This is a genomic window from Pseudomonas sp. DR48, from assembly GCF_019823085.1.
Lineage (GTDB): Bacteria > Pseudomonadota > Gammaproteobacteria > Pseudomonadales > Pseudomonadaceae > Aquipseudomonas.
In genome coordinates this window covers 4323414-4345668 of record NZ_CP081946.1, presented here as the reverse complement: position 1 = coordinate 4345668, position 22255 = coordinate 4323414, and the positions used below count along the sequence as shown (strand labels likewise).

18 protein-coding genes and 7 pseudogenes are annotated in these 22255 nt (G+C 53.5%); 7 read left to right on the top strand and 18 right to left on the bottom strand.

Going from position 1 to position 22255, the window contains the following annotated elements; translation table 11 throughout:
* Nucleotides 1-13: 13 nt before the first annotated feature.
* Together K5K95_RS19785 and folD are read left to right on the top strand one after the other, a co-directional pair.
* Nucleotides 14-622, top strand: a complete 609-nt coding sequence (locus K5K95_RS19785) for a TetR/AcrR family transcriptional regulator (RefSeq protein ID WP_261398014.1) — start codon at nucleotides 14-16, stop codon at nucleotides 620-622.
* Nucleotides 623-691: 69 nt separating this feature from the next.
* Complete coding sequence (gene folD / locus K5K95_RS19780; RefSeq protein ID WP_222585686.1) at nucleotides 692-1573, top strand: bifunctional methylenetetrahydrofolate dehydrogenase/methenyltetrahydrofolate cyclohydrolase FolD; 882 nt, start codon at nucleotides 692-694, stop codon at nucleotides 1571-1573.
* Nucleotides 1574-1846: 273 nt separating this feature from the next.
* Here the strand turns inward: folD and istB are convergent, their stop codons facing one another.
* Both istB and istA read right to left on the bottom strand, forming a co-directional pair.
* Nucleotides 1847-2605 carry an IS21-like element helper ATPase IstB gene (istB, locus tag K5K95_RS19775; RefSeq protein WP_261398013.1) on the bottom strand — a complete coding sequence of 253 codons (759 nt, stop codon included), beginning with the start codon at nucleotides 2603-2605 and terminating at the stop codon, nucleotides 1847-1849.
* Nucleotides 2606-2637: 32 nt separating this feature from the next.
* Nucleotides 2638-4078: pseudogene (istA, locus tag K5K95_RS19770) on the bottom strand (IS21 family transposase); the annotation flags it as partial.
* Nucleotides 4079-4175: 97 nt separating this feature from the next.
* Between istA and K5K95_RS19765 the strand changes: the two are divergent.
* Nucleotides 4176-4376, top strand: a pseudogene (locus K5K95_RS19765) (ATP-binding cassette domain-containing protein); the annotation flags it as partial.
* Here the strand turns inward: K5K95_RS19765 and K5K95_RS33645 are convergent.
* Together K5K95_RS33645 and K5K95_RS19760 are read right to left on the bottom strand one after the other, a co-directional pair.
* Nucleotides 4332-4571: a hypothetical protein gene (locus K5K95_RS33645; protein WP_409999705.1), complete on the bottom strand. Its 240-nt coding sequence runs from the start codon at nucleotides 4569-4571 to the stop codon at nucleotides 4332-4334. The pseudogene K5K95_RS19765 and the gene K5K95_RS33645 sit on opposite strands and share 45 nt — an antisense overlap.
* 52 nt (nucleotides 4572-4623) lie before the next feature.
* Nucleotides 4624-4734: pseudogene (locus tag K5K95_RS19760) on the bottom strand (IS630 family transposase); the annotation flags it as partial.
* Nucleotides 4735-4809: 75 nt separating this feature from the next.
* Here K5K95_RS19760 and K5K95_RS33150 point away from each other — a divergent pair.
* Nucleotides 4810-4905, top strand: a pseudogene (locus K5K95_RS33150) (AbrB/MazE/SpoVT family DNA-binding domain-containing protein); the annotation flags it as partial.
* A 922-nt stretch (nucleotides 4906-5827) separates the two neighbouring features.
* Here the strand turns inward: K5K95_RS33150 and K5K95_RS19755 are convergent.
* The 9 genes from K5K95_RS19755 to K5K95_RS19720 form a co-directional block, all read right to left on the bottom strand.
* Nucleotides 5828-6856: an ABC transporter substrate-binding protein gene (locus K5K95_RS19755; protein WP_222585684.1), complete on the bottom strand. Its 1029-nt coding sequence runs from the start codon at nucleotides 6854-6856 to the stop codon at nucleotides 5828-5830.
* Nucleotides 6857-7150: 294 nt separating this feature from the next.
* Entirely contained in the window at nucleotides 7151-7351 is a 201-nt protein-coding gene (locus K5K95_RS33145; protein ID WP_261398012.1) for a hypothetical protein, read from the bottom strand.
* 77 nt (nucleotides 7352-7428) lie between these two features.
* Complete coding sequence (locus K5K95_RS33140; protein ID WP_261398011.1) at nucleotides 7429-7716, bottom strand: FAD-dependent oxidoreductase; 288 nt, start codon at nucleotides 7714-7716, stop codon at nucleotides 7429-7431.
* A gap of 449 nt (nucleotides 7717-8165) precedes the next feature.
* Entirely contained in the window at nucleotides 8166-9698 is a 1533-nt protein-coding gene (locus K5K95_RS19745) for a PucR family transcriptional regulator (protein WP_261398009.1), read from the bottom strand.
* A gap of 87 nt (nucleotides 9699-9785) precedes the next feature.
* Entirely contained in the window at nucleotides 9786-11147 is a 1362-nt protein-coding gene (locus K5K95_RS19740; protein ID WP_222585683.1) for an MFS transporter, read from the bottom strand.
* A 43-nt stretch (nucleotides 11148-11190) separates the two neighbouring features.
* Entirely contained in the window at nucleotides 11191-11538 is a 348-nt protein-coding gene (locus tag K5K95_RS19735) for a cupin domain-containing protein (RefSeq protein WP_222585682.1), read from the bottom strand.
* A 19-nt stretch (nucleotides 11539-11557) separates the two neighbouring features.
* Entirely contained in the window at nucleotides 11558-12964 is a 1407-nt protein-coding gene (locus K5K95_RS19730; protein ID WP_222585681.1) for an NAD(P)/FAD-dependent oxidoreductase, read from the bottom strand.
* Nucleotides 12965-13054: 90 nt separating this feature from the next.
* Nucleotides 13055-13501, bottom strand: coding sequence for an FAD-binding oxidoreductase (locus tag K5K95_RS19725; protein ID WP_315903110.1), 447 nt, complete (start codon nucleotides 13499-13501; stop codon nucleotides 13055-13057).
* Between the two features lie 145 nt (nucleotides 13502-13646).
* Nucleotides 13647-16106, bottom strand: a complete 2460-nt coding sequence (locus K5K95_RS19720) for an FAD-dependent oxidoreductase (RefSeq protein WP_222585680.1) — start codon at nucleotides 16104-16106, stop codon at nucleotides 13647-13649.
* Nucleotides 16107-16241: 135 nt separating this feature from the next.
* Between K5K95_RS19720 and K5K95_RS19715 the strand changes: the two genes are divergently transcribed.
* Both K5K95_RS19715 and K5K95_RS33135 read left to right on the top strand, forming a co-directional pair.
* On the top strand, nucleotides 16242-16934 hold the full coding sequence (locus tag K5K95_RS19715) for a hypothetical protein (RefSeq protein WP_261398202.1): 693 nt from the start codon (nucleotides 16242-16244) through the stop codon (nucleotides 16932-16934).
* Nucleotides 16823-17080, top strand: coding sequence for a PucR family transcriptional regulator (locus K5K95_RS33135; RefSeq protein ID WP_261398008.1), 258 nt, complete (start codon nucleotides 16823-16825; stop codon nucleotides 17078-17080). The genes K5K95_RS19715 and K5K95_RS33135 overlap by 112 nt, the downstream gene beginning before the upstream one ends.
* On the opposite strand, the pseudogene K5K95_RS19710 reads toward K5K95_RS33135, so the two are convergent.
* Nucleotides 17070-17412, bottom strand: a pseudogene (locus tag K5K95_RS19710) (cupin domain-containing protein). The gene K5K95_RS33135 and the pseudogene K5K95_RS19710 overlap by 11 nt on opposite strands.
* Before the next feature lie 15 nt (nucleotides 17413-17427).
* Nucleotides 17428-18813: an NAD(P)/FAD-dependent oxidoreductase gene (locus K5K95_RS19705; protein WP_222585679.1), complete on the bottom strand. Its 1386-nt coding sequence runs from the start codon at nucleotides 18811-18813 to the stop codon at nucleotides 17428-17430.
* Between the two features lie 383 nt (nucleotides 18814-19196).
* On the opposite strand from K5K95_RS19705, the gene K5K95_RS19700 reads away from it, so the two are divergent.
* Nucleotides 19197-19745, top strand: coding sequence for a helix-turn-helix domain-containing protein (locus tag K5K95_RS19700; RefSeq protein WP_222585678.1), 549 nt, complete (start codon nucleotides 19197-19199; stop codon nucleotides 19743-19745).
* 441 nt (nucleotides 19746-20186) lie between these two features.
* Here the strand turns inward: K5K95_RS19700 and K5K95_RS33640 are convergent.
* The 3 genes and pseudogenes from K5K95_RS33640 to K5K95_RS19690 form a co-directional block, all read right to left on the bottom strand.
* A pseudogene (locus tag K5K95_RS33640) lies at nucleotides 20187-20510 on the bottom strand (hypothetical protein); the annotation flags it as partial.
* A gap of 384 nt (nucleotides 20511-20894) precedes the next feature.
* Nucleotides 20895-21287: pseudogene (locus K5K95_RS33635) on the bottom strand (hypothetical protein); the annotation flags it as partial.
* Between the two features lie 402 nt (nucleotides 21288-21689).
* Nucleotides 21690-22253, bottom strand: a complete 564-nt coding sequence (locus K5K95_RS19690; RefSeq protein ID WP_222585676.1) for a carboxymuconolactone decarboxylase family protein — start codon at nucleotides 22251-22253, stop codon at nucleotides 21690-21692.
* Nucleotides 22254-22255: the final 2 nt, after the last annotated feature.

Below are 22255 nucleotides of genomic sequence, written 5' to 3'. Positions count from 1 at the left end.
ATGAATGCGAGCCATGAACAATACCGTTCTTGAATCCTCGGCTTTTGCTGGAAACAAAAGGCGTAATATCGAATCCGGTAGCTCGCTTCTGTATAGTACTGCCACTACCTTATTCCTTTCAAAAGGGTTTCATGGGGTAAGCTTGCGGAAGCTTGGCGATCAGCTGGGCATCCACGCTGGTTCGCTTTATCACCATTTTGAGAGTAAGCAAGCGCTGCTTTTCGACCTACTCGAGGAACATGAGTACGCCCTGGCTGCGGCCCTTAAAGCTGTAAGAGGAGCAACTCCGAAGATTCAGCTTCTTGATTTCATCAAGCGATATTTAAGCTTCCTGTCTAGCCATTCGGAGAATTTCCAACTGGCGGTGCTTGAGCATAGAAATCTAACGCCTAACCAGCAGGTTGTTATCCGAGAATCTCGCGAGCGTTGGCAGCATTCGCTGAATTGCATATTGCAGCAGGGAAAGAACGTGGGTCTTTTTGCTTACGACGATCTACGGTGCACGAAGACCAGCATCATAGCAATGCTTAACCATTTGAGCACTTTGGAAATCTCCAGCACTGAAATTATTTGCCATGGGCAACGCCAGATCCTGCGAATGCTCAATCCAGCACCGGGCTAAAAATAGCGAAAAATGCTACCAAGAAATTAATCGTAAATATTTCTCTACCCGACTCCCTGAGAAAAAACAATGACAAAATCCGACCTGATTATCGATGGAAAAGCTTTCGCCGCTCGTCTACTTGAGACGGTTTCAGTGGAGGCATTCGAATTCCGTGACCAGCATGGACATGCTCCTGGGCTTGCTGTCATCTTGGTAGGACAGGACGCCGCCAGCCAAGTCTATGTGTCTACGAAAATGAAAAAAGCTGAGGAGGCGGGGATTAAATCCTACCCGTACTTCCTGGAGTCGACCAGCAGCGAGGAGGAGATTCTCTCGCTCATTTGCAAACTTAACAGCGACCCTTTAGTTCACGGCATCTTGGTTCAATTACCACTCCCTCCCGAAATTGATGAACGGTTGATCACGACCGCGATCGATCCTGCTAAGGATGTCGATGGTTTCCATCCCGTTAACGTGGGGATGCTTAGTCAAGGGCACCCTAAATTGGTCCCTTGTACACCTTTAGGATGCCTGCTGCTTCTGAAGGATCGCTTAGGAGATTTGGCGGGAAAGAAGGCGGTAATAGTGGGGAGGTCGAACATCGTAGGAAAGCCTATGGCGAGCCTGCTATTGAACGAAAACTGCACCGTGACCATCGTACACTCACGATCACGGAACCTGCGGTATGAATGTTCAAAAGCTGACATACTAGTAGTAGCTGTTGGGCGACCGCGCTTTATTTCCTCTTACTACATAAAGCCAGGCGCCGTGGTAATTGACGTCGGGATCAATCGTATTGATGACGACAGTGGCAAACAGCTCGTTGGAGATGTTGATTACGCCTCAGCTCTGAGTGTTGCCGGCGCGATAACACCTGTTCCAGGAGGAGTTGGCCCAATGACAGTAGCTTGCTTAATGAAAAACACGCTAATTGCAGCAAAGTCGCTTGCCGCAGCCATTGACAATTGATACCACCCGGCGAAGCCGACGATGTTTTACACCACTGCCGATAGTGAGGTCTTTTATGCCGCGCACAATTTCCAATGCTCAAGAAGCACTAGCATGGATGGATGTGTCGGCGCTGATTGAAAACTGACTCACCCTGCCGATTGAAAATTGACCCAGGGCGGATTGCTGATTTTGGCATCAGCAATTGTGGATAAGCTTAGCAGTCGTGTCCCGATGGAAGGGGCATTTAGCCCCACCGCATGTGGGCATGCGGCAGGGTATTTTCGGTGCAGATCAAAACAGCTCATCGTCCTCGGCACCATCATCGTCTTTGCGCTTTCGTTCACGTGATTTGATCTTGGTCTGGGCGACCAGGCTGCTGTGTTGCAGGCGGTAGGACTCGTTGCCCGTTTCGACGATGTGGCAGTGGTGTGTCAGCCGATCCAGCAACGCCGTGGTCATTTTGGCGTCGCCAAACACACTCGACCATTCCGAGAAGCTGAGGTTGGTGGTGATCACCACGCTGGTGTGTTCGTACAGCTTGGATAGCAGGTGAAATAACAGGGCGCCACCGCTCTGGCTGAAGGGCAAATACCCCAGCTCATCGAGTATCACCAGGTCTGTTCGTAGCAGCCCTTGAGCGATTCGGCCTGTCTTGCCGTCGTACTTTTCGCGCTCCACTAAATTGACCAGATCCACCGTGGAGTAGAAGCGCACGCGTTTGTGATGCGTCGTGATCCCGGAAACGGCCAAGGCGGTGGCGAGATGTGTTTTTCCTGTGCCAGGCCCGCCGATGAACACGACATTTTGTGCGGTATCGGTGAACTCGAGGTTGGACAGATCCTTGATCAGGCGGGCGTCTGCGCTGGAAGCGCTGAAGTCGAAGCCGGCCAAATCACGATGCATGGGCAGTTTGGCCATGTTCATCTGGTGGTTCACTGAGCGTACCGCCCGATCCGCATGTTCTTGTTGGAGAAGATGCTCAAGTAGCCATTTCGACGACGCTGTCGAGGCGTCTCCTTGAGACGCCAGTTCTTCCCAGGCGCTGGCCATGCCATGCAGGCGTAGTTCTTTGAGCCATCAGATCACGCATTGCGAGTCTCCTCATCGGTGGTACGGAGCCGGTCGTAGCGCGCCGTATTGGCGACAGGCGCTATCTTGAGTTGAAGGCTGGTTTCGGCGGACGGAGGGGCTGCTGTCGATGTCAGTCGAGCCAGGACATTCAGGATGTGATCAGCGCTCAAGCTGCCTGATTCCAGTACCAACTCCACCGCCACCAACACGGCATCGAGCCCGGCGATGGGGACTGCCGCCAGTACCTGCGTCATGACTCGATCACCGTTGCCGTGACGCCTCAGACCGCGTTTTAGCTGTTGCAACGGTTTCGGCAGATCGGCAAACGGAGCACCATTGCGCAGTGCGCCGGGCTTGCGTTCGATCAGCGGGATGTAATGCTGCCAGTCAAAACTGACCTGATCTCGATCAAACAGACGCTCGTGGCTGGCAATCGTCGTTTCATCGGCGATGACCACCACCCGCGTAGGATACAGACGGCTGCTAACCCACTGGCCGACCCGCTCACACGGCACCGAATAGCGATTTCGCGCCACGCTGATCAGGCAGGTGCTGGAGACTCGTACCGTGCGCTCGACGTAGCCATCAAAGGCGGTCGGCATGGGCATCATTTCCACCCGCTCCAGCTCCAGGACATCCGCCACCGTCAGCCCGTTGTACTGCGGGTGCAGCAGCTCGTCCCAGAGCGCACGACAGCGTTGGCCGAGCCAGGCATTCAGTTCCTCGAAAGTGTGGAACATGCAGTTTTGAGCATCGAGCCAGATGCGCCGTCGGCTGTCTTGGACGTTCTTTTCAACGATGCCTTTTTCCCAGCCGGAGGCCACGTTGCAGAAGTCAGGATCGAACAGGTAGTGCGCACACATCACGGCAAACCGGGCATTGACCGTACGGCCCTTACCCTTGTTGACCTTGTCGACAGCGGTCTTCATGTTGTCGTAGATGCCGCGACGCGGCACCCCACCTAACGCGCCAAACGAACGGGTATGGGCATCGAACAACATCTCGTGGCCCTGGCTGGGATACGCCACTAACCAAAACGCGCGACTGGCGCACAGCTTCATATGCGAGACCTGGATGCGTCGGAACAGGCCGCCGATCAGCAGACCTTCTTCGCTCCAGTCGAATTGAAAGGCCTCGCCGAGTGCAAAGGTCAACGGTACGAAGGCCCGTAAAGACTTGCCTTGCTCGCCGCGCCACGCACGGATGAAGGCGGTGAGCTGGCTGTAGCCGCCGTCGTAGCCCTCGGCCTTGATCTGTTCGAAGAGTGCTTTGGCACTTCTGCGGTTGTGCTTTGCCCGAAACGAATCGGCCTTGAGCGCCTGCTCCAGCGTCTCGTGAAATGGACTGAGTTTGTTGAAGGTTGCGCACCGCTGGTACGCTGGCTGGGTGGCTTCGGATGCTCTGACCCATTTTTCGAATGGTATTTCTCGACAGTCCGGTACGCTTTGCGACAGCGCTTCAGCTTGTTCATCGTCAATTGATGTTCAGTGGCGGGCTCTTGTCCCGCCCGAATTTTGAGCTCACATGATTTAGATGAAATGAGGTGAATATGACCACTGATAATAACCTTTCGTCCTCGATCACCATTGAGGGTGTGACAAAAAAATATGGTGAGTTCGTTGCTCTCGACAACGTTTCCCTAAATGTCCGCAGTGGAGAATTCCTTTCACTGCTCGGAGCGTCAGGATCCGGCAAGACCACTCTGCTAATGGCGCTCGCAGGATTTGTTCAGCCAGATACCGGGAGCGTTCGCTTCTACGTCCCACAAATCCATGGGAGCATGGCCCTTCACAATCCACTCAGCTAGAACTTTCCCAGCACCACCGGCGGACTGTATACCCACCGAGTTAAAGCCCGCAGCCACGAAATAATTGCGCAGCTCTGGTGCTTCGCCGAGATGATAGCGATCGTCCGGAGTAAAGCTCTCTGGGCCGTTGAAAAACACCTGAAGTCCGGTTTTCTCAAGCGCTGGAATGCGCCGAATTGCGTTCTCCAGATATCCGCGCCCGCTGACCGAGGCTTTGCTCCAAAGTACCCATGCGCAACCAACCTTGAAGAGTGATGACGTCGGCGGGTTGCAGTGCGAAAGGAGCAACTGGTCGAGGCATGCGTGGAACCGTCTGGAAGCGAGGGGCACACAGTATATCTTTATGCGTTAACAAGCGAACTAACCGCTCACGACACTAGTCCTATCAAAAAAGCCTCAAATCGCGGATCGAATAGACGAGCTCACTGAAGCCTGGGATAGCGGGCAGCCTGGTAACGCCGAGGAAAAATGAGCAGTCAGGCAAAAGGTTCAGCACTACTCTGTATCAGACCAATGTGCCCTTATTCCTGTCCTTTAAGTCACGAGCCTCAGTCACTTCTCAAACCATTCCCGACGGTTTACTGAACGCCTCAATGTAGTCCTTCGCGTTAGGCCAGCAATATCGACAATCCGATCTGGTTTTAGGGTGGTTCAAAGCAAAAATCTAGCCGCGACATACGTCGCGAAGAAGCGATTTCTCCTGCCATGCGTGTGAGTCTGACTGCGCTCCTCCGCCATATTCAACTTCTTAAAGCTCTTGAAGGTAGTAGATATGGACAAAAGCAATGGCAAAGCAACGAGTCGATAGCCCAAAAATCTGTTGAAAAAATGAAGCCCCGGAGGTTCGCGGCTCCAGGGCTTCTATTTGCGCCTCCATCCTTTAATGGCTCGACGAACGTGCCCAGGACATTACCAGCGTCGTTTTGATATTTCACTACGACTTGTGAGCGTGAATTCCATTTTGAATAACTTATCGTTTGATCACGTAATGGATCGTGCGGCATACCGGACGAACGACGCGCCTTTACCCCTTCTTTCTGCCGTCTGTAGTGTGAAGCATCACCATGACAAACCGACTTCGCTCGGACGAAGAGATCGATGGAACTCAACAGCTAATGAAAAAAAACCGCAACAGTCGTAACATGTTGCGGTGCGTTAAACCCTGCAAAGCACGCGAAAGAGATTTAAAGTATGAGCGAATACGTTTTCGCACTGCTTTACTCTTACTCCAAAATAGCATGAGTTTTATGCTCGCAGTGAATTTAGGATTCACCTCAATATTTTCTTTCCGCTAAGCCAGATCAAAGTACTTTATAATTTGTAAAAATTGTAATTCGGACGCAGTGATAGATCACCACCGCGTCTTGTACACTATCGGTAAGCAATGTCAGCGATTATCGAGCCGCCCAAGAGTTGAAACGTTGCTCCAGTTGCTCGCCATAATCCGCCCAGAAAGCGGCATTCACGTGAAGTTGTTGCGACAGATTCGCGTCTGCTGTTGGCAGAGAGTCCCGCCGTTCAGTAGGCAGTAATTTTAGGGCATAAATGTTAACCGGGCCGTAGCTAACTTTCTCGGAGAATGCTTTTTGCTGCTGAGATGCCAGCGTGAAATCAATGAATTTCTTGGCTTCAGCAACGTTTTTAGATCCCTTAGGAATCACCCAGGCATCCATGTCGTAAATCCCACCGTTCCAAACAATACGCAGGTTACTATCTTTTTGTACTGCGCTAATCCGACCATTCCAAGCGGAGCTCATGACAACATCACCTGCGGCCAGAAACTGCGGCGGTTGAGCACCTGCTTCCCACCATTGAATACTTGGTTTGATCTCATCAAGTTTACGAAATGCGCGATCTTGGCCTTCTTTGGTTGCTAACACGGTATACACATCAGCTGCAGGCACACCATCAGCCAACAGTGCAAACTCTAAGGTGTTGAGCGCTCCTTTTCTGAGGCCCCTCTTCCCTGGAAACTTTTTCAGATCCCAGAAGTCCGCCCAACCAGTAGGCGCTACTTTCAATTTATCCGCGTTATAGGCGAGCACTGTCGACCACACAAAGAAACCCACGCCACAGGTGTTCAAAGCCTCAGGCAGTAGCTGCTGAGCGACTGAAGGATTCGGGCTGAATTCCTCAAGCAAGCCCTCATCACAGGCGCGGCTCAAAACAGGCATTTCCATCTCCACCACATCCCATGTGACGGTACCTGTGTCTACCATTGCTTTGATCTTGGCCATCTCGCCATTGAACTCACCGGCAATAATCTTGGTTCCCACTTCATCGGTATATGGCTTATAGAACGCAACGGCCTGGGCCTCCTTGTTAGCTCCTCCATGGGACATAACAGTGATGTCTGCCATGGCATACTGGCCAAAAAATGGTGCTGAGGCTAATGCGAGGGTGAGCGCGAGCTTATTATTCATTATTTTCTCCGCAAATGAGGTTGGGCACCGGAGCCCAAGTCGCTGAATGCAAGTCGAGTGTGTGCACCCTTCGCAGTGTTGACCACCAGACGGAAAACAAAATTGGTGGTATGCGATTTATAAAATCGTATGAACGAGGGATCTACCTAGAGGGGTTAGGAATCAGACAACACTTGCTAAGAATTTGCTATTCCACGCCAGAGAGCCACGGGGGCATAAAGACATCTTGAGAATATTAAAATATGCCGGGTGCCACCCAGGCCTCCAAAGACCGGCAGGCTGTCGTAAGTGCGATCAATTGGGCCACACCAGGAGTGGGGTGGTTGGTTCATCGTTGAGTTCCGGATTGGTGCGGCGGAAATCGCGCTCGGTGTCTTTGCTAAAATTTGGATCGTTGGCATACCCCCCACCCACGCGGCTGGCGTAACTAATCATCCCGGTATTCTTGCCGAATGCTATACGGGCATCCTTAGTGATACGGTAGTAATTAACCATGAGCTGGGAGTCGGTAATTGCTTCTCCACTTGTCTAACCATTTTTTTGCAGTCGATCCGGGATAGGCGAAGTGGCAACTATCGTGCTTGTAACCGAAGAATTGTTCGGCGCAGTTCAGGGATTTGGGCAGCCCACGCATTGCGGGCAAGCACGAGGCGGTTGGCAGTGATCGAACCCTTAGGAGTCTTTAGGACTGCTGGAGCCGAGCGATCGAGGCTGTCCATCGAGGTGTTCTCGAAAATTTTAATGCCCTTTTCAAGCGCTACCCGGCGCAGACCGCGAACCAGTCTATCGGGTTGTACTGTGGCATTGCTGACTTCAAGTACGCCTTCAAGGGACTCAACGGTCACATGACTGAATGGCATTATTACAAAGTCATGGCCGATGCAGGAGAGGTGCTCCTCAGGAAGGTAGGCTTCACAGAAGAGTATCGACTGAGGCTATAGCTTTTTCAACGTCCAGGGTCGGCAGCGAAATCTAAAAGAATGCACAGTTGGCACCTCTTGAGGTGTATACGGAAATCATCGGGTACGATGATGTACGATTGCACCCGTACACGTATGTCGTGGATGTAAGGAGATATCACAGTGGCGACCGGGGAACATATGATGCTCCACGTTGACACCAAGCTGCGGAAGGCAAGCCCTATGGAGCCATATATGCTAAATGCGATTGTTGAAGCGTCCAAGACGCTGACGCCCGCACTAACACCGAAAGGGCTCGGATTGCCATTTGAAATATTGGTGCCGCCTAGCGTCTCTCAGGGGAATTCGGCCTGCTGATCGGTCATCCCTGCTCACCTACACACGATTGCCTAGGGCTGCGATTCTGCGGCTATGTCCATTGAACGCAACGCAATCCAAAACTCGACCACGCCTTCCGTGTCGTCCAACGATCGCCCGGTGATTTCCTCAATCCGGTGCACACGATAAATCAACGTCTGCTTGTGAACATTGAGAATCTGCGAGGACTTTTGCCACGAGCGATTCTGCTCCAGGAACACCCGCAAGGTATGGATGAGCTGACTTCCGTTTTGAACATCGTAGTCAACTAGACTGCCAATGACCCGACGATACATTCTGTTGGCTTGCTCGAGATCACCGGGCAGCCAGAACGCTTCGTCCAAGGCACTGCCGTATTCAACGATTTGCCGTGTCGGTGTCGAATGGGCAAGCGCTAGACGGGCCTCCCGTAGCGCCTCTTGCACCCTGAGCCCCGTTCCCAGCACAGCGCTTACTCCCATGCAACATCCCAAAGCCGCTTGTAGTGGTTGGCACGCGGCAGGATTTGTCAGCAAGATCACGAGCTCATCACCGGACTGCCGGACTAGCAACTTCAAGCTCTGCCTACTCAGCTCCAGCTGCCAGTTGTTTGGTGCCTCATGCTCTAATCGGGCAAGAACAAGATGGGCGGTTCCAGGTGGACAATCCAATTGCTCCAGCCGCTCGGATGCAGCTCGCTCGGTAAGCCTATTGTTCAGAAGATCATCCACGAGCTCAGAACCCAATCGAAGCATCCGCTCGTGCTCGCTCTGAAGGCGCTCCAGTTCGATCGCCAGAACTGAGGCAATGTGGTGGAGGATGCCGTAATCAAGCAGCTGACCACCCGTCGCAAGGATGGCGCACTGTGGCAGAGCTGGTAGCGCCATAACCAATGCTTCGCTTTCACCGGTATTACAGCGTGTTAGATCGTAGGTGAGTCGTACGCGGGAGCTGAGAACTTCGCGCCATTGCCCAGGCAGCGGCGCAAGTCCCTCTTCCCAAGGCCCTAAGGTGTGAGTGTCAAACAGGTACAGGTCTGCCATGACATCGGCTGAGAGCCTTAGCAAAAGACCATCCAGGCCGAGATGCCGTAGCCCGATCCTTGCGCTCTCATAAAGCCGTACAACAGCTCTTCGGCGCTGATCTTCGTTCTGTTGCCTTGCATCCAGAATGGCTTTCGTGACCGCAGAAAATGGCACGGAGTAATGAGTGATCAGTACTGGAAAACCTAACAGCGATGCTTGGTCACGCAGGCCCGAGATGTCTTCCGGGGCTTGCATGTTCTCACCGATCATCATGCCTGCCACTTTGGCTTCGGAGAGTCTAGTGACGTATGCACGTTGCTGCTCGGCATCAGGAGGTATACCAATGCCTGTGGTCATCAGCAGGTCACCCTCCCCGAACCACTCGCTTGGGTCAGACAGTTCGCATACGTGGGCCCATCGCAAGGTTCGCAGCGCACCTTCCGCGCCGGTCAGTAAGCGAGTGCGCAGCGATACGTTGTCGATGATGTCCTGGATACTGAAAGGCATGGTAATGGGCTGCCAAGCTGAGCCTGCAGAAACGCCCAGCGGCGTAGATGACATGTAGCCACCAACGCCGTTAGGTTCCGCCCCCACCCTATCAGTGACGCCCTGCGAACGTCGAGCCAGAAAAGTGCTTGGGGAATTCAATTATGTCGCCATGCTCAGCGACGCAGATTGTTGCAGGGATCGACCTTTGGTTTCCGGAGCCCAGGCCAAGCAAACGAAGAAGGCAAGCAGGGTTACACCGGCACCGATCATCAAAGTCGCTTGCAGACCGATCGACTCGATACTGATTGGAGTCAGGTAGGTACCGGCTGCAGCTCCTATGCGACTGATACCCACCGCTACGCCGACAGCTGTAGCGCGAACGGAGGTGGGAAACAGTTCGTTGGGGTAGATCCACTCCAGGATGCTTGGCCCACCCGATACGAAGGCGTAGAACGCGAAGGCGCCGATGATGAACCAGGGCGGGGCATCCGCCCAAAGACCTAGGACGAACAACGGGATCGCCATCAACGCGAACGGCACCAATACCATGGGACGACGACCCCATGTTTCCACGAGTTTCAGCGCTGGAATCACCCCGACTGCGAACAGTGTGGCGATCAACAGTTCGCCCAACGTCGACGCGTTTGTGCCTTTGATGCCGGCGGATATCAGGATCATTCCACCAAAGGTGTATAGCACGTACTGAGGGGTAATCTGAGCAAAATAAAGCACGCCACACATGATGGTGCGTTTGAGGTAGCCACCCGAAGAAATCATTTTCAGATCTGCGAGCATGGAGCGTGGTCGCCCTCCATCATTGAGCTGATCAATATCATATTGAGTGATCTTTACGGACTTGCCGTAGACCTTGCGAATGACCTCTTCCGCTTCATGCACACGACCCTTGCTGGCCAGCCAGCGTGGTGATTCGGGAATACCACGACGCATAATCACGACTATCAAGCCGACCACAGCACCGCTGAACAACATCCAGCGCCACAACGAGTGGTCGCCACTAAAGTTGACCACTAGGTAGCCCACCACGAACGCCGTCATCGCACCTACTGACCAAGCTAGGCCAGACAATCCGATCATGAAGCCGCGACGCTTCGAGGGTGTGAACTCAGTAAGCAACGAGGTCGCGATGGGATAGTCCGCACCGACCGCCAAGCCTATGACGAATCGCAACAAGATCAACTGCCAAGCATCAGTCACAAAAGCGCTCAGACCGCACGCGATGATGAGTACAGTCAAATCCAGCGCATACATGGTCTCGCGACCGATCCGGTCTGTGACCGCACCGAACACCGTCGCGCCAAAGAAGATACCCAGCAATGAAGCTGCACCAATGAGTCCGGTTTCAACAGGCGTAGCTGGAATGTCATTGGCAAAACCGATTAGGGCGATGCCGATCAGGCTGAGGATGTAGCCGTCCAAGAATGGGCCACCGCAGCAGGCAAGAAGTAATTTGCGGTGAAACTTGGAGACAGGAGAATTTTCGATTATATCGAATACGCTCATATAAAGACCTTTCTTATTAAACTTATGGAGGTGTCAAAGTCAGTCAGCCAACGATGAAGTAGTGCTTGGTGACCGTTTCCTCGATCTCCCAAACACCGGTTGTATTTGGCGCGAAGTACACGGCGTCCCCGGCCTGGAAGTGGATGGCCTGACCATCGTCAGGCGTGAAAATTCCTTTGCCGCTGATGAAATAGCTGTATTCAGCCTGAAGCACCTGACGCCGCCATGCACCGGGCGAGCATTCCCAGACACCCAGCGAAAAACGCGGGTCTTCAACTACCTCATCAATGGCGAGACGGGATTGGGAAATCAGATCACCGAGAGGCTGAGCAACTGGTGCATGCGCGGAAAATGGAGTATCTGCAGTAAGGCGTTTAACAATTGGGGTCATGCTGTTGGCTCCTGTATGGTCAGGCTTTATCTTCAAGTCCGGCTGGGGCAAGCCCGGCCAGCATGCGGTCAATAATGGAAGGTTGAGCGCCGCTCATTTCTGCGCGCTCTTTGCGGATGACGGCGTTTCGGACGAGGCTGCCACCCAGGTAACGGAATGGCTCCGGAGGAAAGGTTTTGCAGCGGCGGTTAACCAGTGGGCAAGTACTCCATTCATCCTTGATCCCGAGTGCAAGGCTTGCGAGGATGCGCCCACCGAGTCGACTGGGCCCGACTCCATTACCGCTCCAGCCAATGCCGTAATGGATGTTCTGGGTGCCGGCTAGAGCGCCGAACAACGGCAGGCTGTCGTAAGTACGATCGATTGGCCCTGACCAACCATTCGTAAGCTGAGTCGAAGCCAAGCCTGGATAGGTACGGCGGAAGTCAGTCTCGGTCAGCTCGATGCTGTCCTGGTGCTGGCTGAACGTGTCATCAATTCGCGAACCATAAGCTAAGGCACCTGTGCCCTTGCCAAATGCGATGCGACCATCACGAGTAGTGCGGTAGTAGTCGACCATCAACTGCGAGTCGGTGATCGATTGCTGCCCCGTCCAACCCATCTTTTCCAGCTTCGAAGGAATGGGTTCGGTAACCACGATTGAGCTGTTCACCGGTACGATCAGCTTTGCCAACTCGGGAATGGCCGCCGCCCAGGCATTGGTGGCCAGCACAACGTTATCCGCGCTGACAGAGCCCGAGTTGGAGGTCAGGCGCACCGTTCTGCCTGGTTCTATGCAAATGACCGGCGTCTGTTCGTAGATGCGGATCCCAGCTTCCATTGCAACTTGCCGCATGCCACGAACTAGCGCACCCGGCTGCACCGTGGCGTTGCTGCGCTCATAAACCCCGGCAAGGTGCACATCGGAGCCAGTCATTTTGGCAACAGCACCCGCCGACAACCGCTCGAAGGGCTCGACACCAAGGCGAGCGCAGGTCTCAAGCGTCCCATTCCAGCTATCAATATGAGCCGGCGTCGTCGCCGTCCAGAGCCAGCCTTTACGTGTGTAGTGCGCATCGATCTGATGCTTTTCGCAAAACTCGCCTAACTCAGTGATGGCGTGCTCGGCGGCGTTTGCCAGGAAGAGCGCCTGTTCCTTGGAACAGAAGTTCAGCAGCGAGCCAATCTTAGGCCACCAGGACATTACGAAGCCGCCATTACGACCGGACGCCCCGCCACCGCAAATATCCTGCTCCAATACAACGACATCGATGTTGGGATCGCGCTCTTTGAGCGTGAGAGCCGTCCACAGACCAACGAAACCGCCACCGACGATTGCAATGTCGGCAGAGTATTCGCCATTAAGGGGGGATGATGGTTGGAGATCTTCCTCCAGACTCTGTAGCCAGTAGCTACGTGTCAGAGGGCGAGAAGACGCCAGGCGCATGGGAGAACTCCACTGTGTTGTTTCGCACAGTTTCCCCTCGTCTACAACGGCCTCACCATTGAGCGTTATTAGGAAGATGATACGAGGCCTTCATAACATCAGACGAAACAGAATCTGGAGCACCAACAAGGCCAATGCGCAATAACCCCAGGCCAAATCGCAGTCGATTTTGTAGGTTCCTATGCGCGCCTTGATGATATCGACAGCCTCGTTGCCCATTTCCCAAAAAAGGCGAGCCTCATCCTCGGTCAATTTTTCACCTAGTGATTCAGCGCTTGTGGAGAACCCACCCAGAATCTGCCCCCCGTTACGCCCGCTAGCGCCCCACCCAATGCGAGCCGCCTCAAGCAGTATCACCCTATAGCCTCTTTCAGCCAAATGGAGAGCTGTAGAGACGCCGGAAAACCCACCACCAATAACGCAAACATCTGCGCGCTCTTGCCCCATAAGTTCAGGGTACGTGACGTGTCCGCCCAGTGTGGCTGCATAATAGGTGGAGGTATGTTCATCATTTTCAACTGGTGCCTTGAGCAACATGACGGCATTCCTGTTTTGATCATTAGCAGATAGCAAGGCGGGGCATTTCACCTGCTAACGCAGCAGATATAAGCACCTTTAAAATGCTTCTTGGATGCAGCTACGCACTTCCTGCCCAGGCCGTGCGCAGCAGCATCATTAGAAATTAGATACGAATACGCTCACTTTTTGGATCATAGAGCGGAGCAAGTGATGCAACAGCCTCGACCCGCTTATCATTGATTTCGATTTCAAAGTGACAGTTACGAAGCTGCTCACCCGTAATACCGACCTCCAACTCGATTACGCCGAGCCCGACGGAAGCGCCTAAGGTATGACCGAAAGCACCTGACCGCATGTAACCCACATAATTACCATTGCAAAGGATGGGTTCTTGCCCATGAAAAAGCGGTTCAGGGTCTTTGAGCAGGAATTGCACGAGACGCTTTTTCAGAGGACCTTCCTCGCGTTGTTTTACTAGTACATCACGACCAATGAATTCGTCCTTGTTGAAGTCAACAACAAAGCTGAGCCCCACCTCCAGCGGGGTGTCGGTGTTGTCGATATCTACTCCGAAATCGCGATAACCCTTTTCCAAGCGGAGGCTTTCCAAGGCCATGAGACCAGCATGTACTAGCGGCGTACCTTGAGCCTCCACGCCATTGAGCAATGTGTCATAAGCGCAGTGGCTATATTCGGTCGGAATGTAAAGCTCATACCCCAACTCTCCCATGTACGTAACCCGGACCAGCAGAATGCGGGCATAACCGAGTTCAACCTCACAACTTGCCCTGAAAGGCAACGTCTCAGTCGATAGATCTGCCCCGGTCACTTTTTGCAGTAAGTCACGAGACTTTGGACCCTGCAAGCTGAGTAACGTATAAGCAGAGGTCACGTCCGTAACCGTACAGATCTCTCCATTGGACGTGTGCTTCCGTAACCAGGAGAGAGTAATGCGCTGTAGCACATCGCCGGTAACTAGCATGTATTCCTGTTCGGAAAGTCTTGTAATCGTCAGATCAGAAACGATGCCGCCTTGGGAGTTCAACCATTGAGTGTAGATGTTTCGACCCACCGGAATCGAAACAGAGTTTGCACTGACACGATTAAGAACCTTTTCTGCGTCCGGTCCTTGAACGATGAATTTCCCCATGAACGATTTATCGAACAGTGCCACTGCATCGCGAGTGGCACGGTGTTCAGCTTCAGAATATTTGAACCACTTCTGCCGTCCAAAGCGATATTCAACTTCCGGCATTTCGCCGTCCTGGCTGAACCAATACGGCATTTCCCAACCACTCAGTGTTACAAAGTAAGCACCTCTAGCAGCGTAACGGTCGTGCAATGCCAAGCGGCGCACGCCCCTCGCACTCTTATGCTTGTAATTGGGCAATGAAGCGTGGCTGAACGTATAGCCAAGGGCGCTAGGAATGCGATCAGCAAGGAATGAACGCGTCGATTCATGTCGAGGCGTACGCGCGAGGGTGACGCCGGTCATGTCCTGAGAGGCGTTACCGAACACTATTTGCTCGGCCACCAAACGCCCCATGCCACCCGCAGATAGAATACCAAGTGAATTCAATCCACTTGCAACGTAGAGACCATCAACCTCAGGAGCCTCGCCCATCAGGAAGGACCCGTCGGGAGTAAAGCTTTCTGGCCCACAGAAGAATGTCCGAATTCCGGCGTCATTCATAACGGGGAATCGTTCGAACGCTTTTTCCAAGAACGGAGTCATCCGGTCCCAATCAGGCTGAAGGTGCAGAAAACTTGCATTGTCTGCGATCCCTTGCGGAGACCACACAGCTCCTTGCGGTTCGAAGAGGCCAAACAGCAACCCTCCGTTCTCCTCTCGAACATATGAATACGTATCAGGATCTTCCACCACAGGAAGATTAGGGTGAGCGCCCTCAATGTCCTCGGTAAGGAGGTAGTAGTGCTCTGCGGCTTGTAACGGGACAGAGACGCCGAGCTTCGCTCCAAGCTGACGTGACCACATGCCGGCAGCCAAAATTACCACCTCGGACGTAATGTCACCCAGATTGGTTTTTACCCCTGTCACGCGCTGGTTCGTCACGATGACGTCTTGAACCTGGACGTCCTCGAAAATGCGCACCCCTTGCATCCGAGCCCCCTTAGCCAAAGACATCGTCACGTCAACAGGGTTGGCGCGGCCATCTGAAGGGGTGTAGCTGCCAGAGACAAGTCCAGCCGTTTCGATCAGTGGAAACAGCTCTTTGATCTCATCTGGACCCAGCTCGAATTTATCAAGACCCTGGGAGCGCGCGAAATTAATCTCACGGCGCTGGACCTCTCTACGAGTTGCATTAGTAGCGATGTGCAGGTGACCAATACGCTTGAAGCCTGTAGACAATCCCGTCTCAGCCTCAAGGTTCTCGTAAAGCTTGCGTGTGTACTGCTGCGACCAGAGCAACGTTTCGCATGACATACCGGCAGAGGCGATTAGCCCTGCCGCATGCCATGTGGTCCCGGAGGTCAGTTGATCCCGCTCTAGAAGAACGATGTCGGTCCAACCTAGCTTGGCAAGGTGGTAGGCAATGCTGGTACCCATGGCGCCGCCGCCGATGATGACTGCACGGGCATGGGGAGGAAGAGAACGAGACATGTTGGGCACCTGTGAACAAAAAACAATTTGCGTTCATGAACATTAACCAAATAATGTTCACATGACAACGTTGATTGTTTGCTCACTCAGGCCATAATCATCCGATGCACCGATGGCACTTCCGATGCGCTAGTCATGGCCCTGCCGTCTTTGGACAATTGCTCGATACTCGCAACTGGAGGAGACCTGATCGATTACGGATTACTGCATCACCTTGTCGCCGTACTAGGGATCGAACTCGAACGCTTGCAGGTGGAGCATGAGCGTGTGCTCAGAGTCGGCTCAGAATTGATCGATGATCTGCTACAAGAACGCTTGACCGAGCGCTCTGCACAAGAGCGATTGGAACAGCTGAATTTCCCCCTTGATCAAGCGTGTCTTGTACTGGCGCGCCCTAAGACCGAGCTGGCGGCTCAATGGCCGTTACAGCTGCGCAGGGAAGGACTTGAGGTACTAATACGCAAGCAAGGGGGAGAGTTGATCTTGCTGCTGAAGGATCGCGCCGATGCACAGCTCTTGCAGCACCAGCTGCAATGCCCCCTAGGAGTGAGTAATGCTCTACTGAGAGGCCTGCGTACCGTAGAGGCACTGCGCGAGGCGCGATTGGCACTTGCGCACGGACCCAAGAGCGGCCGCTGGTTTTCTATGCCGAGGCGCAAGATGAGCAGTCATGACTGCCTAGCACGCTGGATGAGGCGCGCAGGCTACACCGACGCGTGCTTGGCGCACTCGCTGACTACGACCTTCAACAAGGCGGACAGCTCCAGCACACGTTACGGGTTTTCTTGGAGCAGAATCGGGCTTGGCAAAAGTCTGCCCAGCGCCTGAATGTGCACAAACAGACGCTGGTATATCGGATTCGACGTATTGAGGAGATTACAGGTCGGTCTCTGGACCTGACAGAAGATGTCGCAATCCTACGGATTGCATTCCGCTCCGCCGAAATTGCGGGAATTTCTGGAGTCAGCGAATGATGACAAAACTTTTACGCACGGTTTCAATGATCTCCCAAGTCCCCTCACAGTTCGCAGGGAAAAATACTGCATCGCCGGCACGAAGCTCGATAGGCTCCCCCCATCAGGGGTAAAAATACAATGGCCAGCGATGAAATGGCTGAATTCCTTCGAGAGAATTTTCCGCCGCCAGCGTCCTGGGGAACACCCCCCCCCCCCGCGAGCACGCTGTCCTCTCCCTCGACGGCATGAGTGGAGGTCGCCGCGACCTGCGCGCCAAGCGGCTCAACTACTGGAACGGAAGCCGGTAATTCCATAGTGGCCGGAGCACCAAACAACAAAGGTTGAGGCATCAGGTTCTCCTTATGTTAAAGGTTTTTGTCTTCGAGGCCCGCAGGTGCCAGCCCCGCGAGTTGACGATCAAGCCAAGCTGGGCTGCTGCCTTCAGCTTCTGCCGCTTCTTTGCGTTTAACCGCACTGCGCACCAAAAGCCCGCCTAGGTATCGGAATGGTTCAGGAGGGAAGCATTTAGGATTACGACCCACTAAACCACAGCTACTCCACTCGTCTTTACGGCCCAGCGCGAGACTGGCGAGTATTTTCCCGCCCAAACGGCTCGGCCCCACACCATTACCACTCCAACCGATTCCATAAACGATGTTTGGGGCATTCTTCAAATGACCAAACACTGGAAGGCTGTCGTACGTGCGATCGATCGGCCCACACCAAGTAAGGGTGATCGCCAAATCTTTGAGCTGCGGATAAGTGCGTCGGAAATCTTGCTCAGTATCGGCACTCAGCCGCGGGTTATCGTCATAACCAGCGTTAATCCGGCTGCCGTAGCTGATCATCCCCGTCCCTTTACCGAAGGCGATGCGACCATCCAAAGTCGTCCGGTAATAATCCACCATCAACTGCGAATCCGTGATGGCCTCTCCTCCGGTCCAGCCGATGTCCTTGAGGCGCTCAGGGATCGGGGCTGTTGCCACAATCGTACTGGTAACCGGCAATATCGTACTGCTCAGCTCAGGGATCCCAGCGGCCCAGGGGTTATGAGCCAAAACTACGCTTCGTGCAGTCAACGTCCCACCCGGCACGTTTAGAACTGCCGGCGCGGTCCGCTCAAGGCTGATCATTGCAGTGTTCTCGAAAATCTTTACCCCTTTTTCCAACGCAACCCGGCGCAATCCACGCACCAGCCGTGCCGGCTGCACGGTTGCATTGCTGATTTCGAGCACACCTTCCAAGTGCGCAGCTGATCCAGCACGCCTGGCGACTTCGGCATTGGATAATGGGCTAAAGACAGCCTCACCCAGCTTTTGGCACGTTTTTAATACATCGTTCCACGCACCGCGTTGGGCGTCAGTGGTCGCTGTCCACAGCCAGCCTGCACGACGAAAGTGGGCATCGATGCCGTGGGCCTGGCAAAAATGTTCGATCTCACCAATGGCGGCAACCGAAGCTCTAGCTAAGCGTACGGCTTCCTCTTTTCCACACTGCGCAGAAAGAGAGCTAATTTTTGGCCACCACGACATGACAAAGCCGCCATTTCGCCCTGAGGCACCACCGCCGCAAATATCACGTTCAATAATTGCGATTTGGCAACCAGGCTCCTGCTCTAGCAGCTGCAACGCAGTCCACAGCCCCACGAAACCACCCCCGACGATGGCCACATCGACAGAGAGATTGCCCTTCAATGAGGGTAGAGGCGTCAGCTCGGAACCGATTTCCTCCAACCACAAGGATCGTTTCATTGTTGTAATCCATGCTTGACCTGTAGGTGGTTCACAGTGGCCCTTCCCCACGCCGGCAACAATCGTCTGTTTGGAGCAAACTGATGAGCGAGCCTCATACAAAAATATGAGGCTCGTCACGAGCTACATTGGGATCACCGGCAACCCTTGGCTGGCCTCGACGAGGCTCGTTGGCCCGCTCTTAAAAGCGGGGCCAATGGAACCCCAGAGATGAAAAACGGCGTACTCCCCCGAGGCTAGAGGCGATCAACCTCCGTAAATGATCATCTCCACCATGAGATCTTAGGATTTTACTAAGGCATTCAGTAGCCAGGCACCTTGTGTCCAACCAGAGACCCGGCATAATTGCGCTACGTTTCTCTCAGAACCAGGGACAGCCCTGCATGACCACGCCTGACACAGCTTATTTGGCTAAGATAATCCGTGATTTACGCACCCGCAAGAATGTCACGGTCCGTCAGTTAGCGAGTAAGATTGACCGCTCAATCGGATTTATTTCCCAAATCGAGCGCGGACTTTCGCAACCCAGCGTGGAGGATCTCGACGCTATCAGCCGGGCCTTGAACGTTCCTTACAAATACTTCATGGACCCTGTCGCCTCACCTCAGCAACAGTGGATAACTCATCCTGACGAGCGACGGACGCTGACGTATGCACGAGGCGTAACCGATCAGGTGATATCTCCATCAATGTCCAACCAGCTGATCATGCTCGAGACCACACTGGATCCGGGATCGGATTTCGGCGACCGCAATATCATTGACAGTTCAGAACAGGGCGGCTATGTACTGGAAGGTGAGTTGACCCTTTGGGTCAATGAGGAAGAGATACGTATCGGCTCAGGGGACGGATTTCAGATTCCGGCTGGAATACCTTGTCGCTGCGCTAATAAAAGTGAGGTCGTTACACGAGTGCTTTGGGTTTATAACTGAGCACCAGATGACTGAGCCTCATGTTTTTGGGGCTCCAGTGCTGATCACATGTTGATAAATGGGCTACAGGAGCCCTCCGGAAGCCTCTTTTATCTCAAGATAATCATGGAGGCCCCAGTCAGGGGTTTTCTTCTGCTCCCAGACTGCTCGTATCCTCCAAACGGGGCCTAAAGACTCCAATCCGGATAGTTCATATATCCCCATGTCACGGACCTGGCTCAATCTATTTTGGCGTAAATCGGCAATGCACATGCGGCGCTCAGGTCTGCCTTATGTCTATGCACTGCGCCTCCCTTATTTTGAAGTCTTCACTGCATTCGGATTGATCATTACTACCAGAAAAACACCTGTACTTCAGCCGCTCCCTACCTACCTGAAAACTACGACATTCAAGGTCGGCTTGATAAGCTGCCCATCTTGAGTGGTTAATGGACAAGGGCTGATCGCGACCGCAGTGGCAAGAAGATCATCAATTGGAGTCTGGAACAGATCATCCCGAGGAAGTACTTCCAGAACCTTGATGAGTTCTTTGCTCAGGTGGCTGCGTGGAATGAATCCGGAGCCCTTGGCGATCTGAGTGACCTTGTTCCGGATAAGCGGAATATCACGAACACTTTCGTTGTAGGTCCGGCTTGCAAAAATGCCTACAAAACGGCATTCCTTCAGCACCTTACCTTTTGGAGTCGCAATCCGAATGGAAACCAAATCTGGATAAGCAGGTCTGTGCACCCGGCTCAAACTGTCTTCCTTGGCAAACGAAAGCAGCAGCGGCTCGCGCAGATAAGCTGCTACAAAAGGCTCAACCACTGCTTCGTCGAGTCCTAAACGGAGGCGCTTTGAAAGCCCCAGCAGCGATGATTGATCGTAAACCACGCGAGCACCTTCGTGATTTTCGGCCAATTTAAACTCTTCGTATCCGAGGAAGGTAAAACGATCCTCGAGCATCCAATCCAGAAACTCGGTTTCTTCGAGCGTCTGCTCTGAAGAGAGCGATTTGCTCTTACGAAGTTGATTCCGCAGATCAATAACCCGTTCACGCATCGCCTGATGGTCCTGAACCACCAGACGCACTTCGGCTAGAACATCTTCAAGCGCGTCCTGGAGAGCGGTCAGCTCGGCCGCAGTCGCACAACGGTCTAACTCGATGAACATCAGAGACTCACGACCGACTGCCTCTACCTGCTCAGCATCAGCAACCAGCTCCTGCAACCTGCTGTGTTCGTCGCGGCGCGTGCTCAGCACGCTGTTCTGCAGCACGTGAATGCTATATCCGCGACGAGTGATCTCTGTACGAACTGAGTCGACCAGGAAAGGACAATCCGCATGAAGAATGAGGGCTACGCTGTGAGTCGACTGCCAACCGTTCTTTTCGTAATCAGGATTGAAGACGACTACTTTAGGGGCGACCACGTGAAAATCCTGGAGCATGTTCCAAGAAAACAGCGTGCAACCGATCAGGTCCGCAAGACGTCGCTGATTCAGTTCCTCAATCGCAATCACGTTGAAAAATTGCTGAGCGAAAAGACTAATCTGCGCACGCATTTCGGGGGTAACCAGATCAGCAATTGCAGCATCGAATCGCGCTTGGGACTCGGACTTTTCAGATGTCTGGGGCAGCGTGAGAGAGAGCATGCCGGAACCTCATGGCTATAGACGTTCGCAAAAAAAGGTCATCAGTAGCCGCGGTTTAAAGCTGACTATGACAACCTCGAGGAAATCAGATCAGGCTTGCAGCCTGAGACGGCTTGAACCTGATCCTGACTAACGCCTGGGGTGAGTTCGACAAGTCGAAGCCCCTGCTCGCAAACGTCCATGACCGCAAGGTCGGTGATGATTCAGGGTAGATTTTGTTCATGTTGTACTACCTGCTTTACGGTGTTGCCGATCACGCTGAATAAAAAAGGGGTGCCGCGGTGACGTGAAACCGAAGCCCCCCATAAACCTTTAGGGCTCGATAAATGGGAGTGGGATGTCCGTATCTCGACGCACGGCAAAAACGTTCAATGTCATCGCAACCAGTGCGTAATAGCCAAATATCCCTACCAGCTCGACCACCGCCGGCTCACCGAATACATCGACTGCCTCGGCGTACAGCTGCTCGCTGACTCTGCGCGTCCGATATAGCTCTTCACCGACTCGATAGACGATGGCCTCGTCTCTGCGCTGGAACGCCGGACTACGTTGCTCACGCACAGCGTCTATCACTTGTTCAGCCAAGCCCGCCTTGCGCGCAATCGGCTCATGAATTTGCCACTCAGCCTGAGACTGCCACCAAGCCGCAGTCACTAGGATGGCCAACTCGCTAAGGCGTAACTCAAGCTTGGTGTGATACCTGCAAAAAGCCCCAAGACGCTGAGCATGGTTTGCCAAGGCCGGGCTATGAATCCAGGCTAGAAACGGCCCATCCAGATTACCGCGGGGCCCCGAAAGGATTTCCTTCAGGACCTCGCGCTGTGCGTCATCCATCTGTGATTCGTTCAAATCGGTGAGGCGAGACTGAATGTTCATAA

Bases quoted from the DNA above. Each gene is read 5' to 3' on its own strand.
- K5K95_RS19785 (WP_261398014.1), top strand. From the start codon at position 14: ATGAACAATACCGTTCTTGAATCCTCGGCTTTTGCTGGAAACAAAAGG.
- folD (WP_222585686.1), top strand. From the start codon at position 692: ATGACAAAATCCGACCTGATTATCGATGGAAAAGCTTTCGCCGCTCGT.
- istB (WP_261398013.1), bottom strand. From the start codon at position 2,605: ATGGCCAGCGCCTGGGAAGAACTGGCGTCTCAAGGAGACGCCTCGACA.
- K5K95_RS19755 (WP_222585684.1), bottom strand. From the start codon at position 6,856: ATGAATAATAAGCTCGCGCTCACCCTCGCATTAGCCTCAGCACCATTT.
- K5K95_RS33145 (WP_261398012.1), bottom strand. From the start codon at position 7,351: ATGGTTAATTACTACCGTATCACTAAGGATGCCCGTATAGCATTCGGC.
- K5K95_RS33140 (WP_261398011.1), bottom strand. From the start codon at position 7,716: ATGCCATTCAGTCATGTGACCGTTGAGTCCCTTGAAGGCGTACTTGAA.
- K5K95_RS19745 (WP_261398009.1), bottom strand. From the start codon at position 9,698: ATGTCATCTACGCCGCTGGGCGTTTCTGCAGGCTCAGCTTGGCAGCCC.
- K5K95_RS19740 (WP_222585683.1), bottom strand. From the start codon at position 11,147: ATGAGCGTATTCGATATAATCGAAAATTCTCCTGTCTCCAAGTTTCAC.
- K5K95_RS19735 (WP_222585682.1), bottom strand. From the start codon at position 11,538: ATGACCCCAATTGTTAAACGCCTTACTGCAGATACTCCATTTTCCGCG.
- K5K95_RS19730 (WP_222585681.1), bottom strand. From the start codon at position 12,964: ATGCGCCTGGCGTCTTCTCGCCCTCTGACACGTAGCTACTGGCTACAG.
- K5K95_RS19725 (WP_315903110.1), bottom strand. From the start codon at position 13,501: ATGTTGCTCAAGGCACCAGTTGAAAATGATGAACATACCTCCACCTAT.
- K5K95_RS19720 (WP_222585680.1), bottom strand. From the start codon at position 16,106: ATGTCTCGTTCTCTTCCTCCCCATGCCCGTGCAGTCATCATCGGCGGC.
- K5K95_RS19715 (WP_261398202.1), top strand. From the start codon at position 16,242: ATGGCCCTGCCGTCTTTGGACAATTGCTCGATACTCGCAACTGGAGGA.
- K5K95_RS19705 (WP_222585679.1), bottom strand. From the start codon at position 18,813: ATGAAACGATCCTTGTGGTTGGAGGAAATCGGTTCCGAGCTGACGCCT.
- K5K95_RS19700 (WP_222585678.1), top strand. From the start codon at position 19,197: ATGACCACGCCTGACACAGCTTATTTGGCTAAGATAATCCGTGATTTA.
- K5K95_RS19690 (WP_222585676.1), bottom strand. From the start codon at position 22,253: ATGAACATTCAGTCTCGCCTCACCGATTTGAACGAATCACAGATGGAT.